The sequence below is a fragment of the Gracilibacillus kekensis genome (genome assembly GCF_900143085.1).
Classification (GTDB): Bacteria; Bacillota; Bacilli; order Bacillales; family Amphibacillaceae; genus Gracilibacillus; species Gracilibacillus kekensis.
Map to the genome: position 1 here is coordinate 231,366 of NZ_FRCZ01000003.1, position 13,486 is coordinate 244,851.

14 protein-coding genes and 1 other annotated feature are annotated in these 13,486 nt (G+C 38.1%); of the genes, 12 read left to right on the forward strand and 2 right to left on the reverse strand.

Annotation, left to right across the window (positions count from 1 at the left end; all coding sequences use genetic code 11):
• Positions 1-7 precede the first annotated feature (7 nt).
• From BUC25_RS08975 to pheA, 8 genes are all read left to right on the forward strand, one after another.
• Entirely contained in the window at positions 8-1,450 is a 1,443-nt protein-coding gene (locus BUC25_RS08975; protein ID WP_073201537.1) for a ribonuclease E/G, read from the forward strand.
• 35 nt (positions 1,451-1,485) lie between these two features.
• Positions 1,486-1,561 (forward strand) — a sequence feature (ribosomal protein L21 leader region).
• A 15-nt stretch (positions 1,562-1,576) separates the two neighbouring features.
• Positions 1,577-1,885: a 50S ribosomal protein L21 gene (rplU, locus tag BUC25_RS08980; RefSeq protein WP_058307251.1), complete on the forward strand. Its 309-nt coding sequence runs from the start codon at positions 1,577-1,579 to the stop codon at positions 1,883-1,885.
• A 12-nt stretch (positions 1,886-1,897) separates the two neighbouring features.
• Entirely contained in the window at positions 1,898-2,230 is a 333-nt protein-coding gene (locus BUC25_RS08985; protein WP_073201538.1) for a ribosomal-processing cysteine protease Prp, read from the forward strand.
• Between the two features lie 14 nt (positions 2,231-2,244).
• A complete protein-coding gene (gene rpmA, locus BUC25_RS08990; protein ID WP_073201539.1) occupies positions 2,245-2,523 on the forward strand; it encodes a 50S ribosomal protein L27 in 279 nt (92 codons plus the stop codon).
• A gap of 655 nt (positions 2,524-3,178) precedes the next feature.
• Entirely contained in the window at positions 3,179-3,691 is a 513-nt protein-coding gene (locus tag BUC25_RS08995; RefSeq protein ID WP_073201540.1) for a Spo0B domain-containing protein, read from the forward strand.
• A 19-nt stretch (positions 3,692-3,710) separates the two neighbouring features.
• Positions 3,711-4,991 (forward strand): GTPase ObgE, encoded by a 1,281-nt coding sequence (gene obgE / locus BUC25_RS09000; protein WP_073201541.1) that lies wholly within the window; start codon positions 3,711-3,713, stop codon positions 4,989-4,991.
• A 52-nt stretch (positions 4,992-5,043) separates the two neighbouring features.
• Complete coding sequence (locus BUC25_RS09005; RefSeq protein WP_073201542.1) at positions 5,044-5,496, forward strand: ACT domain-containing protein; 453 nt, start codon at positions 5,044-5,046, stop codon at positions 5,494-5,496.
• A 53-nt stretch (positions 5,497-5,549) separates the two neighbouring features.
• On the forward strand, positions 5,550-6,431 hold the full coding sequence (pheA, locus tag BUC25_RS09010) for a prephenate dehydratase (RefSeq protein ID WP_073201543.1): 882 nt from the start codon (positions 5,550-5,552) through the stop codon (positions 6,429-6,431).
• A 592-nt stretch (positions 6,432-7,023) separates the two neighbouring features.
• Here the strand turns inward: pheA and BUC25_RS09015 are convergent.
• Together BUC25_RS09015 and BUC25_RS09020 are read right to left on the reverse strand one after the other, a co-directional pair.
• Complete coding sequence (locus BUC25_RS09015; RefSeq protein ID WP_073201544.1) at positions 7,024-7,554, reverse strand: transcription repressor NadR; 531 nt, start codon at positions 7,552-7,554, stop codon at positions 7,024-7,026.
• A complete protein-coding gene (locus BUC25_RS09020; protein ID WP_073201545.1) occupies positions 7,532-8,701 on the reverse strand; it encodes an IscS subfamily cysteine desulfurase in 1,170 nt (389 codons plus the stop codon). The genes BUC25_RS09015 and BUC25_RS09020 overlap by 23 nt, the downstream gene beginning before the upstream one ends.
• 92 nt (positions 8,702-8,793) lie before the next feature.
• Between BUC25_RS09020 and nadB the strand changes: the two genes are divergently transcribed.
• The 4 genes from nadB (at position 8,794) to safA (ending at position 13,467) form a co-directional block, all read left to right on the forward strand.
• Positions 8,794-10,332: an L-aspartate oxidase gene (gene nadB, locus BUC25_RS09025; protein ID WP_170862669.1), complete on the forward strand. Its 1,539-nt coding sequence runs from the start codon at positions 8,794-8,796 to the stop codon at positions 10,330-10,332.
• A complete protein-coding gene (gene nadC, locus BUC25_RS09030) occupies positions 10,329-11,174 on the forward strand; it encodes a carboxylating nicotinate-nucleotide diphosphorylase (RefSeq protein WP_073201546.1) in 846 nt (281 codons plus the stop codon). Before nadB ends, nadC begins: the two co-directional genes overlap by 4 nt.
• Positions 11,171-12,271 carry a quinolinate synthase NadA gene (gene nadA, locus BUC25_RS09035; protein ID WP_073201547.1) on the forward strand — a complete coding sequence of 367 codons (1,101 nt, stop codon included), beginning with the start codon at positions 11,171-11,173 and terminating at the stop codon, positions 12,269-12,271. Before nadC ends, nadA begins: the two co-directional genes overlap by 4 nt.
• Before the next feature lie 146 nt (positions 12,272-12,417).
• Entirely contained in the window at positions 12,418-13,467 is a 1,050-nt protein-coding gene (gene safA / locus BUC25_RS09040) for a SafA/ExsA family spore coat assembly protein (protein WP_073201548.1), read from the forward strand.
• The last annotated feature ends 19 nt before the right edge of the window (positions 13,468-13,486 follow it).

Consider the following 13,486-nt stretch of genomic DNA (forward strand, 5'->3'; position numbering starts at 1 on the left):
GAAAAAAATGAAAAAATTACATTTCCATACAAGTTTATCAGAAAAAATTGGATTCTTATTTGAAGATCAGCAATGTAAGGATATCTTTATTGATCGAATTACGGATGAGGCACGGTTAGGTTCTATTTATCTTGGAAAGGTACGTAACGTGGATCGAAGTATTCAAGCAGCATTTATTGACATTGGTTTAAATAAGGTAGGATTCTTACCATTAAAAGAAATACCTTTGTTAAAGAATAAGTCTGATCAATTAACAGATGGCGCTAGTATAATTGTACAGGTAGTGAAGGAAGCATACCAAGATAAAGGGCCACGCTTATCTGCAAACATTACACTTACAGCGTCACATATCGTTTACTTACCGTATGGCAGTCATATTGCAGTTTCCAAGAAATTATCCAATACTATAGCAGATCAGTACAAGCAAGTTATGAAAGAAGTGCTATTAGATTATGAAGGTTTAATTTTACGCACTAGTATCGAAAAGACCACAGAGGAAGAATTGAAACAAGAACTTAACAATGCAAGGAATCGCTGGCAGGAATTCAAAGATCTCGCCAAAGCTAAAAAAGCACCAGCTTTACTATTTCAAGTTCCTTTAGTGCCAGAGCAGATGTTAAGTCAATATCAAAGTATGGAATTTGATGATATAACTTTTGATAATCGTAAAACACTTCAAAACATGCAAGTGGCCTTTCCAAAGTTATCTGATAAGATGAGGGTTAGAAAAGAAGAGAACCAAATTGCTGGTAAAGATATGCAACATTGGTTGATAGAAGCTATTGAACCTGTGGTACGGACGCCGAATGGTATCACTCTCAGTATTGAACAAACAGAAGCCTTAACAGTAATTGATATTGATAGTAGTAGATTTTCAAGCCGACAAAATAAACAAGATACAGTTTTTCTCATTAATCAACAAGCCATTCCTTATTGTGCAGAGGAAATTCAAAAGCGTAATTTATCAGGAATAATCATGATCGACTTTTTAAAAATGGGTAAAAAAGAAGAAACAGCTCTCCTAAAACAAATGAAAGCCGCCTTAAAAGAAGACCCAATAAGCACAGAAGTATTTGGCTTTACACGGCTCGGTTTAATGGAAATAACAAGAAAAAGAGAACGAACGGGTTTACTCCAATTACTAACTAATTATTCCTCTCGTCTTCAACATCCGTTATCAACAGAAACAGTTGCTTATCAGTTGGAACGTGAATTAATTGGCTGGAATAATTCAAACATCGAAAGTCTGATAATAAGTTGTAATCATGAAGTGGCATCATTTTTTATGCGTAATCTGAAAGAATGGATAGAAGCTAAAATACATTATAATCTCTATTGGCAGTTAGACGAAAGCTGTAACGGGTATCACGTGATCCGTTCTGGAAGTAATCCTTTGATAGAGGGTTATATCAAGGAGAATAAGGAAAAAGTGATTGACAGGTTACTGTGAAATATGGTAAGATCGTCATGTTGTTTATGTAGCACCCGCTACTACAACCGCGCAGAACAGGTTTTAAAAGCTGGTTAAAAAGCTACCTGTATGGCGAGTCTGAGTTATATGAGGAGGTGCAAGAGAATGTACGCTATTATTGAAACTGGTGGAAAACAAGTAAAAGTAGAAGAAGGTCAAGTAATTTACGTAGAAAAGCTAGCTGCTGAAGCTGGTGAATCTGTAACACTTGATAAAGTACTTGCAGTAGGTGGAGATGACGCTAAGTTTGGTACTCCATACGTTGATGGAGCTTCTGTAACTGCTAAGGTAGAAAAACAAGGCCGTCAAAAGAAAATTACTGTATTCAAGTACAAGCCAAAGAAAAACTATTCACGTAAACAAGGTCACCGTCAGCCATATACAAAACTTACAATTGAAAAAATCAATGCGTAAGGTTTTTGTTTTATGATTAACGTGACAATTGAACGTGAGCAATCGTATATTAAATCATTTACACTGACAGGACATGCAGAAAGTGGTCCAGAAGGGCATGACTTAGTTTGTGCAGCTGTTTCTGGAATTACATTTGGGGCTGTCAATGCAGTGTTTGCGTTATGTGAGATTGATTTGGACATTGACCAGGCTGGCGATGAAGGCGGATTTTTAAAAGTTATTGTTCCTGATCTCAACAATGATTCACTTTTAAATAAAGTATCATTGTTATTCGAAGGAATGGTAGTCTCTTTACAAACCGTTGAGCAGGATTATGGTCAATATATATCCATCTCTGAAAAATAAGGAGGTGCAAAAACATGTTACGTCTAGATTTACAGTTTTTCGCAACGAAAAAAGGTGTAGGTAGTACAAAAAACGGTCGTGACTCTGAGTCTAAACGTTTAGGTGCTAAACGTGCGGACGGTCAAATCGTTTCTGGTGGTTCAATCCTTTATCGTCAACGCGGTACTAAAATTTACCCAGGTGTAAACGTTGGCCGTGGTGGAGATGACACACTTTATGCTAAAACAGATGGTGTAGTTAAATTCGAACGCCTTGGACGCGATCGTAAAAAAGTTAGTGTATATCCTGCATAAGGATATCAAAAAAGGCTCTAATCTTTTGAGGTTAGAGCCTTTTGTTTTGTAATCAAGGAAAGTATATAATCAGCGGTATCAAGACTTTTGTTATCAAAGTAGTCATTTTGAAATGTAGTGTATATGAATGCACCGCTCCGACTGTCTACTTCCCTTTCCATGTCGTTTTCCCTTCAGCTAACTTTTTCGAGAACAAACCGCTCAAAAAAGTGGATCTTCAGGTAAAACAGATGCCATAGGAGTGGAAGCGGACGGCCTACGCTATAAAGTGGTTCTACAACGATTGTGACAGCTAACTTGTTGAGGTTTATGAACAATATGAAGTAAAAGTCGCCATTTTACTACTTACACCCAGTGTAGCGCAATAATTAGCGTAGGCGCCCACTTCGACTCCTGGGGGATCAGCGTGATCTGAAGATCCACTTTTGTAAAGTGAACTTCTTTACAAAAGTTAGCTGAAGACACGCCCCCCGGAAAGCGAAATGGGCAAGCCGTAGCGGATTTTAAATCTATCAAACATTTCAAAATTACCACTAAAAAGATCGGGAGGGCTTTCCCGGTTTTTTTTAGATAAAGTAACAAAGCTTTTATACATATAGATGAAACAATAGCTTTAATGTGCTATAATTTGCTTATTGTGTGAGGAGTGAGCGGTTTGAAAGAACAAGATGTAGTCGAAATGTTGCGTCATTATCGACATGATTGGTTAAATGATTTACAACTGATTTTAGGCTATGCTCAATTGGGGAAATTAGATAAAATTCAAAGTAAGATAACCGATATTATAGAAAGATCAAACCAGGAACGTGGATTAGATCGCCTCAACATACCAAAAACGTTTGTGTGGCTCTATCAATTAAACTGGAGATCTGACGCTTTTGAACTGCAATTTCAATCTTTAATGGATCAAGAGACTCTATTTATCGATGATGATGCTTTGTTATCTAAAATACAAAAGATATTTCAAATATTACCTTCCTACCAGAAGGAATATCATCAATATAACGGCACGCTTATTTTTAAAAAAGTGAATCATACGATACATATTCACTTAACCTTCGATTTGGACTGGAATGATTTATCCGCACTAAAACAGGAGTTACAATCATTACCATTTATTAATGAAGTAAAAGAAGAGAAACTATTACGTATCGAATGGCAAGAATAACGAAAGAAGGTGAGACAACATGTTTGTCGATCAGGTAAAAGTATATGTAAAAGCTGGTGATGGTGGGAATGGTATGGTTGCCTTCCGCCGTGAGATATATGTTCCAATGGGGGGACCTGCTGGCGGAGACGGTGGAAATGGTGGTGATATCGTCTTTGAAGTTGATGAGGGTTTAAATACATTAATGGATTTCCGCTATCAAAGGCATTTTAAAGCAAAACGTGGCGAGAACGGTATGAGTAAAGGCATGCATGGAAAAAACACTGATCCACTAGTGTTACCTGTTCCACCTGGTACGACGGTTCGTGATGTGGCAACAGGGGAAGCGATTGCCGATTTAATTGAACATAAACAACGAGCAGTGATCGCTAAAGGCGGAAGAGGAGGAAGAGGTAACATTCGTTTTGCCTCTCCCAGAAATCCTGCGCCAGAAATTGCTGAGAATGGCGAACCAGGTGTAGAACGAGATATTCAAATTGAATTAAAATTAATTGCTGATGTTGGTTTAGTCGGATTTCCAAGTGTCGGTAAGTCCACACTATTATCAACTGTAAGTGCTGCCAGACCCAAAATTGCGGATTACCATTTTACCACTCTAGCTCCTAACCTTGGGGTTGTAGATACAGCAGATCAGCGTAGTTTTGTTTTAGCTGATTTGCCAGGATTAATAGAAGGTGCACACGAAGGAATTGGACTAGGACATCAATTTTTACGACATGTAGAAAGAACACGTGTTATTTTACATGTTCTGGATATGGCTTCAACTGAAGGTCGTGATCCTTATGACGACTTCGTGACAATTAATAAAGAATTAGAGCAATATGATCCAACATTGTTAGAACGCCCGATGATCATAGTTGCTAATAAAATGGATTTACCTGAAGCAGAGGAGCATCTTGCCTTTTTCAAGGAACAATTAGAAGAAGAATATCCGATTTTTCCAATTTCAACGGTAACTAAAACTGGTATACGTGACTTATTATTTGAAGTAGCCAATAAGCTAGAGGAAATACCGAAAAATTATCAGCCGATTGAAGAAAAAGAAGATCGAGTTGTCTACCGATTTGAAAAAGAAGAAAAAGCTTTCTCCATTACAAGAGATCCTGATGGAGCTTATGTATTATATGGAGATAAAATTGAGAAGTTATTTAAAATGACTGATTTTAGTCGTGATGAATCTGTCCAACGTTTTTCCAGACAATTACGAGGTATGGGAGTCGATGAGGCGTTGAGAAAAAGAGGCGCAGAGGATGGCGATACCGTTCGACTACTTGATTATGAATTCGAGTTTATGGAATAATAGTAGAGATGCTTTGAAGCGTGATCATCCGGTTAAATAAAGGGGAATAGGGATGTCTGCGAAAAAAGAAAAGTTCTATTTAGTAAGAGAAGATTTTCTGCCCGACGGTATGAAGAAGACGTTGGAGGCCAAAAAGTTATTGGAAAGCCAAAAAGTAGATTCGATTCATGAAGCGGCACGTCAGGTTGGAGTGTCTCGCAGTGTTTTTTATAAATATCGTGACGCTGTTTTTCCATTTCAACACATGGTGAAAGAACAGATGATTACATTATTTTTTCACCTAGAAGATCAAACAGGCGCTTTATCACATTTATTATCTGTGGTTGCACAAGCAGGTTGTAACATTCTAACTATTCATCAAACGATACCGATACATGGAAAAGCAAACGTCACTTTATCCTTAAATACAAATGGAATAACAATAGAAATTGATCAACTATTGTACGATCTTAAACAAATTGAATTCGTTAACCAAGTTGAAATTTTAAGTTCAGGTGTTTCATAAAGATACTTTAATCAGACATCCAATTGATAGCGAAACTTTAGGGGGAGCAAGCGATGACAGAAACAATCGGATATTTAGGGCCAAAAGGTACTTTCACCAAAATAGCGGTGGATTCAATGTTTAATGGTGAGGTAAAAAATGGTTACAGTACGATTCCTGAATGTATTGATGCTGTTGTAAATGACGAGGTAACTTATGCTGTTTTACCTTTAGAAAATGCAATTGAGGGTACTGTAAATATAACATTGGACTATTTAATTCAAGCTGAAAAAATAAAAATAGTTAGCGAAGTGATTGTTCCAATCCGTCAACATTTAATGGTGCATCCAGATAATGTTGAAAAATGGGAATCTCTAGAAACAATTTATTCTCATTCTCATGCAATTGCACAGTGTCACCGTTTTTTACGGAAGGAATTAGAGACTGTCCCAGCCCAGTCGATGACTTCAACTGGTGCAGCAGCAGAGTTTGTAAGTAAGCATCCTGAGCAGCGTATCGCAGCTATCGCGAATCACCTAGCGGCCAAAGAATATGGACTTTCAATTGTCAAAAAAGATATTCATGATTTTGATAATAATCATACTCGCTTCGTTGTTTTACATAAAGATCAAAGTGAGTTAACATCCAATAAACTTGAAGAAAAAGGTTATAAAACGACAGTGACGATCACTTTGCCTTCTGATCAACCTGGTGCATTGCATCAAGTTTTATCTGCCTTTGCATGGCGTAATTTAAACCTATCTAAAATAGAATCCCGGCCAATGAAAACGGGCTTGGGAAATTATTATTTCTTAATTGATATTGAACAGAAAATGGATGAAGTGTTAATACCGAATGCCATCACAGAAATGGAATCATTAGGTTGTAAAGTATCGGTATTAGGGAGTTATCCTTATTATTTACACAGTGGAAATGGTGTAACGCTTGCGGTATAATCCGCAAGCGTTTTGTTTTATAAGGTAGGAAAGCATATAAACAGCGGTATCAAGGCATTTGTTATCAAACTAGTAATTTTGAAATGTAGTGTATCTGAATCCACCGCTCCGGCTGTCCACTTCCCTTTTACCACGGGCACAAGTGCAACATCTACTCAAGCAAGCTTTCGTAGTGTTTTCTATGCAGCGGCGTTTTCCCTTCAGCTAACTTTTTCGAGCACAAACCGCTCAAAAAAGTGGATCTTCAGGGAAAACAGATGCCACAGGAGTGGAAGCGGACGGCCTACGCTATAGAGTAGTTCTACAAGGGATGTGACAACTAACTTGTCGAAGTTTAACAAAAAGTGAAGTAAAAGTCTTCATATCACTATTAACATCTATTGTAACGCATTATGTAGCGTAGGCGTCCACTTCGACTCCTAAGGGATCAGCGTGATCTGAAGATCCACTTTTGTAAAGTGAACTTCTTTACAAAAGTTAGCTGAAGACACGCCCCTTGGAAAGCGAAGTGGGCAAGCCGAAGCGGGTTTTAAATCTATTATCCATTTCAATATCACTACTAATAAGACCGGGTGGGCTTTCCCGGTTTTTCTCATTCTACTACAAAGCCTTTTTCTTTTAATGCTTCACAGGCTTGATCGAGTTTGCGTTCTTCGCTGGCAACAATGGTATGATTATGGACGCCATTAGTAAGTTCTAGTAAGTAAGGTGCATTTTTATCCTCTATTTTATTTACAAACTGATCAACATCTGCGCGGCTACTTATCATAAGAGAGGCCTTCAAGTCCCCATAAATTGGATGCTCAATCACTACGTTCTCAACGGTTGCACCAAAGTCAACAATTGTGTACAACTCTTCTTTCGTTTCATTTCGATCATGTTTGCACGCAATAACACGACGATAGTCCTCATTAGCACCATCAGTTTTCATATAAAGATATCCATTGCTAGTGGCAATAATCGGGTGATTCTGAGCTTTTAATAAGGATATGTCCTGGACAATGACCTGTCGACTTACATTCGCTTTTTCGGCGAGGTCTGTTCCGGTTAAAGGGATAGAGCTGTCATTTAACCAGGTAACAAGGCTTTCACGTCGCTCCTTACCAGTTAATTTTTTTCTCATAATTAGTTCTTTCCTCCTTCATTCGAACAAAAATTCTGTTTGATATTTCTACAATTTGTGATATATCCTGTTCTGTTGTTAGATGGCTAAAGGAAAAACGTATGTAACGATTACCTTCTTCTCTATCAGAGATAAAAGGCGAAATCGATCTTGGTATATTAGTGTATCCAATACTACATGCGCTGCCTGTTGAAATGTCAATACCATTACGATTATATTCTAGCATGACATAGTCTCCTTGCACAAAGTCTGCGATACAACCGACAATACTTGGACATTGTGCAGGACTAGTGATAGGTCGTAAAGGCACTTCTAGATTCTTTAATTTTTCACAAAAAAGCTCTCTAATATAGGTTAAGTGTTTTTTATTATGACTGATCTGTTGCTTTTGCTGGAGAGCAGATGCTGAAAAGGAAGCAATAGCTGGCACATCTACGGTTCCAGGTCTCAATCCATGTTCATGATTCGTGATGACAGGATGTGGCAAGAGAGTGACTTGTGGATGAAAATAAATAGCTCCCACACCTTTTGGACCAAATATCTTGTGGCTTGAGATCGTTAAACAATCAACATGAGGTAAAATGGGTTCTAAATCTATCTTACCAAACGATTGGATTGCGTCACTATGAAAATAGATATCTTGCTCTTTTAATTTCTTTCCTATGTCTGCAATTGGTTGTATGACTCCTGTTTCACCACTAACATGCTGGATGGAAACTAAGCTTGTATGAGGCTGAACAGTTTGTAACAACTCCTCAATATCAATTTGTCCATCCACGCCAAGTGGAAGAAAGGTCACTTCAATATCTTCAGATTTTGATAATTCCTGAAAATAATAGTAGAGAGAACTATGTTCTGCTTCTGAAGTAATAATATGCTTTTTTTCTTTAATAGGGGATGCACGAAGTAAGCTATCAACTGCTAGTAGGTTACTTTCTGTGCCACCACTGGTAAAAACTATCTGTCTTGGTTGAGTATGAAAGATATCTGCTAGTATTGCTCGTGCTTGATCTAATATATCCATCGCTTTCCCGCCTGTATCATGCAAACTACTTGCATTCCCAAAAAAGTTTTTAGCAACATCTTGATAAACTTCTAAGGCAATATCAGACATTGGAGTTGTTGCTGCATAATCACAATAAACCATGTAATCTTCCTTCCGTGGAAAAAATGCTTGTCATATTACATATTATATGTAAAGATAACTGTAAAGACAACTGTAAACTGAGGTGGAAGAATTTGCAACAAAAAGTGGTTATTATTGGAGCAGGAATCGCAGCACACGCATTGGCAAATCAATTGTACAGTCAATTTGACGTCACCATGATTACGAAGAAAAAATGGAAAAATAGTAATTCTTTTCGTGCGCAGGGAGGGGTTGCAGCGGCTATTGCTTCCAACGATCATTGGCGTATACATTTAGAAGATACATTAAAAGCAGGTGTGTATCATAATGACAAAGCACTAACTGAGTTGATGGTAAAAGAAGGGCAATCGATTTTAAAAACTTTGCTTCGCCAAGGATTTCCAGCTGATAAAGACGTTAGTGGTCAATTATTACTGGGAAAAGAAGGGGCACATAGTAAGCGAAGAATTATTCATGCAGGCGGTGATCAGACAGGTAAGTATGTAATCCAATACTATCAGCGGATTTTGCAAAATAAAATACATATTATCGAAAATCAATTAGCTGTTGATTGCGTCATTGAAAATGGCCACTGTACCGGTATCATAACAATCGATAACAAGGAACAGTATGTATTTCATCCAGCAGATCATGTTGTGCTTGCTACGGGTGGATATGGAGCTATTTATGATACGACATCCAATGACGAAACAACGACAGGAGATGGGATCTCGATTGCCTATAGGGCAGGTGCTGCAATTAGTGACCTGGAATTTGTTCAGTTTCACCCGACCATGCTTTCTGTTCCTGAAAAGCAAAATATTCTCATTTCAGAAGCAGTACGAGGGGAGGGAGCGATCCTGATAGATCGTGAAGGGCGAGCAATAATGAAGGATCAACATCCTCAAAAAGACTTAGCACCGAGGGATGTCATCTCAAGAATCGTTACAGCTGAAATTTCAAAGGGTAAAGAGATATTTTTGGATATATCTAAAGTAAAAAATTTTCCTCAAAGATTTCCTTTTATTACATCAATATGTGAAAGGTATAACATAGATTGGAAAAAAGGTACTATTCCGATTCAACCAGGTGCCCATTTCACAATGGGGGGAGTGGAAACGAATGAACACGGGGAGACCAGTATTCCCAGACTGTATGCGGTAGGTGAAGTCGCTTGTAATTATGTTCATGGCGCAAACCGTCTTGCCAGTAATTCCTTATTAGAAGGTATAGTTTTTGCTACAAGGTTAGCGGAACTTATACGTAATCAAAAACCGCTCACATCTAGTACAACAGCTCCAGTTACACATCGAGCAGCTATAAGCAGTTTCGCTCTTCCAGAAAAAGCTGATCTTAGAAAAAGGATGACTGCTTTTGTTGGCATTAATCGAAAATCTAATACTCTAAGAAAAATGTCAGATTGGTTAGGTCAATATACAATCATCAAAGATCAACCTCTTTACAATATTTCTTTATCAAAGAAGCAAATTGAATTGCAGCACATGCTGCTGGTCGCAAATTTAGTTACCAATGCAGCCGAAAGCAGGACAGAAAGCAGAGGTGCACATTATCGCATAGATTATCCAGATAGTGTAGTATCCTGGCGAGAAAAAAGAATTTATCATCAATTAAAAAGAGGTGTCGTAGTATGAACCATCTTGCATTAAAGCAACGTTTAACAGCTTTCTTTAATGAAGATATAGGTAGCGGGGATAAAACCTGTGAGGCACTGTTTCACGACCACTATCAAGTGGGGAAGGGGACATTCACCGCAAAACAAAATGGTGTATTTGCAGGAGAAAAAATTTTACAAGAAGCTTATTCACTGTACGATCCTCACATTAAGGTAAACCTGTATAAAAGAGATGGGGATATTGTGCAGAAAGGAGACGTAATTGCAGAAGTAACCGGTATGTATCACCACTTATTGACATCAGAAAGAGTTATTTTAAATGTAATTCAGCGTATGAGTGGAATAGCAACAATGACAAATAGAGCAGTGAAAGCTCTAGATAACGACAGAATTAGGGTAGTCGATACTCGAAAGACTACACCAGGCTTACGAATGATTGAAAAATATGCCGTTCGTTGTGGTGGTGGCTTCAATCATCGATTTGGTTTAGATGATGCCATTATGTTGAAGGATAATCATATCGCTGCTGTCGGTTCCATTGAAGCAGCTGTAAAGAAAGTAAGAGAAGTGTCTGGTCATATGGTGAAAATTGAAGTCGAAATTGAACAGGAACAGCAGTTAGAAGAAGCAATCAATGCCGGTGTGGATGTAATCATGTTCGATAATATGTCGCCAGATCAAATTAATCGCCTTATGGATCAGGTGCCAACTCATATTCTCACAGAAGCTTCAGGTAACATTACAGTAGAGAATATCCATCAATATAAAGAAACACGGATCGATATGATTTCGCTAGGTTTTTTAACACATTCGGCCCCAGGCTTAGATATTAGTTTTAACCTTACGGAGGGAACGAAATGAGTATAGCGTCATTATTTACAACACATCAACAATTACCAAATAAGTATCAACAAATGGATGAAAATGAAATGAAAGAACGAATTGCAACCATTAAACGCCAAATGGGTCATTCATTATTTATACCAGGGCATCATTATCAAAAAGATGAAGTCATCCAATTTGCTGATGCCAGAGGGGATTCATTACAATTAGCTCAAGTGTCTGCCCAGCAAAGTGCGAAATACATTGTTTTTTGTGGGGTCCATTTTATGGCAGAAACAGCAGATGTTTTAACCAATGATCAACAAAAGGTCATTCTACCAGATATGCGAGCGGGATGTTCGATGGCAGATATGGCGGATGATCAGCAAACCGAAGAGGCATGGGAAACATTAACGGGATATTTTGGTGACACCATACTGCCACTTACTTATGTGAATTCAACAGCAGCGATTAAAGCTTTTGTAGGTGTACACGGTGGTGCAACCGTTACTTCATCTAATGCTAAAAAAATGGTCAAGTGGGCATTTGAACAAAAGCAACGATTATTATTTTTACCTGATCAGCATTTAGGTCGAAATACAGCCGTAGAATTGGGAGTTCCTCTCGAACAAATGGCAGTCTGGGATCCAATTGCCAAGCAATTAGAATATGAAGGAAACAGAGAGGATGTTCGAATTATATTATGGAAAGGACATTGCTCCGTACACGAGAACTTTACTGTTAACAATATCAAACAAGTTCGTGAAAACCATCCAAATATGAACATTATCGTTCATCCTGAGTGTACATATGAAGTGGTTCAACAATCGGATCAATCAGGGTCAACGAAGTATATTATTGAAACGATTAAGAATGCACCGGCAGGAAGTGAGTGGGCGATTGGTACTGAAATGAATTTAGTTAACCGAATTATTAAAGAACATCCGGATAAACGTATTATTTCCTTAAATCCTTTTATGTGTCCGTGTCTAACGATGAATCGTATTGATTTGCCTCATTTACTTTGGTCACTAGAAGAAGTGCAACAAAATAAATCAACGAATCAAATAAAAGTTGAGAACAATATTGCTACAAATGCAAAGCTGGCATTAAATAGAATGTTATCTCAATCATAATGAGTGAAGAAGGATATCAAGATAATTACAGTTATCCTTCTTTTTTTATTCAACTTTTTAGGCGTATTGCATATGTTGATAAAGAAGATGGATTAGACCGAGACAAATGCAGTTCCATACTTAACATATAGAAAGGAGAAATTATTTTGAAAATTCATATTGTGCAAAAAGATGAGACATTATGGAAAATTGCGCAAAAATATGGTGTGAGTTTAGAGAATGTGATCGCGGCTAACCCCCAAATTTCAAATCCTGAAATGATCATGCCGGGAATGAAAATCAAAATCCCTACTGCTTCAGACAGTAAACAACAACCAGCACCAGGAAATAAAAAACAGCAAGTTGCACCAACACCAAGTCCTACTGCCAAAAAAGAGAAAAAGGAAGTAAAACCACCAAACCAAATTTTACCTTCTATTGAAGAAGACGAAGACAAGAAATGGGAACCACTTAAAAAGGAGATGCCAGCATTGCCAATTCATTTTAATAAGCAACAACCAGCACCACCTCAGCCAGCTCCAACGCAAACATCTCAAGATTTAAAATGGACCCAACTGACCAATAATTTTGAAACAAATATTCATCCGATGCAAATGATGGAGGATGAAAATGATGTGGCAGGGGTGCAAGAACAAATGAAACCTCAATACCAACCTATGCCACAACCGCAACAAATGCCGATGCCTTCACACCATCAAATGCCAATGCAAGCGCCTTGTTATTCAAAAGATGGTATTCCATACGGATTTGGCAACAGTGGACCTGGTCCCATGGGGCAAATGCAGCCATATCCTTTCCCAGATGGATCACAGCCTCAAGTAATGGGGGCACAACAACAACCAATGCACGGTTGGAATCAAGGTCAAATGCCAACTATGAATCAGCCACAAGGTCAATATGGTCAACAAATGCCATGGGGACCTTCACAAATGCCACAAAATCAAGGAATGCCAAATATGGCACAACAACCAATGCAGCAAATGATGCCACAACAAATGCAGAATCAACAAAATATGCAACAGCAGCCACAACAAATGCCTGGGGAGCCAATGATTCCACAACCAGGAATGCCTAATTATCCTTTAATGCCGATGCCATATGGTATGCAAGCACCACAGCAGATGCCTTACCAACCTTATGGTCCAGGTCAATCAATGAATGACGATTGTGGTTGCGGTGGAAACAGAGAAGAATAAAGATTAAAGACGATTCTTT

Excerpts from the sequence above, each read along its gene's own strand:
- BUC25_RS08975 (WP_073201537.1), top strand. The coding sequence starts at position 8 with ATGAAAAAATTACATTTCCATACAAGTTTATCAGAAAAAATTGGATTC.
- rplU (WP_058307251.1), top strand. The coding sequence starts at position 1,577 with ATGTACGCTATTATTGAAACTGGTGGAAAACAAGTAAAAGTAGAAGAA.
- BUC25_RS08985 (WP_073201538.1), top strand. The coding sequence starts at position 1,898 with ATGATTAACGTGACAATTGAACGTGAGCAATCGTATATTAAATCATTT.
- rpmA (WP_073201539.1), top strand. The coding sequence starts at position 2,245 with ATGTTACGTCTAGATTTACAGTTTTTCGCAACGAAAAAAGGTGTAGGT.
- obgE (WP_073201541.1), top strand. The coding sequence starts at position 3,711 with ATGTTTGTCGATCAGGTAAAAGTATATGTAAAAGCTGGTGATGGTGGG.
- BUC25_RS09005 (WP_073201542.1), top strand. The coding sequence starts at position 5,044 with ATGTCTGCGAAAAAAGAAAAGTTCTATTTAGTAAGAGAAGATTTTCTG.
- pheA (WP_073201543.1), top strand. The coding sequence starts at position 5,550 with ATGACAGAAACAATCGGATATTTAGGGCCAAAAGGTACTTTCACCAAA.
- BUC25_RS09015 (WP_073201544.1), bottom strand. The coding sequence starts at position 7,554 with ATGAGAAAAAAATTAACTGGTAAGGAGCGACGTGAAAGCCTTGTTACC.
- BUC25_RS09020 (WP_073201545.1), bottom strand. The coding sequence starts at position 8,701 with ATGGTTTATTGTGATTATGCAGCAACAACTCCAATGTCTGATATTGCC.
- nadC (WP_073201546.1), top strand. The coding sequence starts at position 10,329 with ATGAACCATCTTGCATTAAAGCAACGTTTAACAGCTTTCTTTAATGAA.
- nadA (WP_073201547.1), top strand. The coding sequence starts at position 11,171 with ATGAGTATAGCGTCATTATTTACAACACATCAACAATTACCAAATAAG.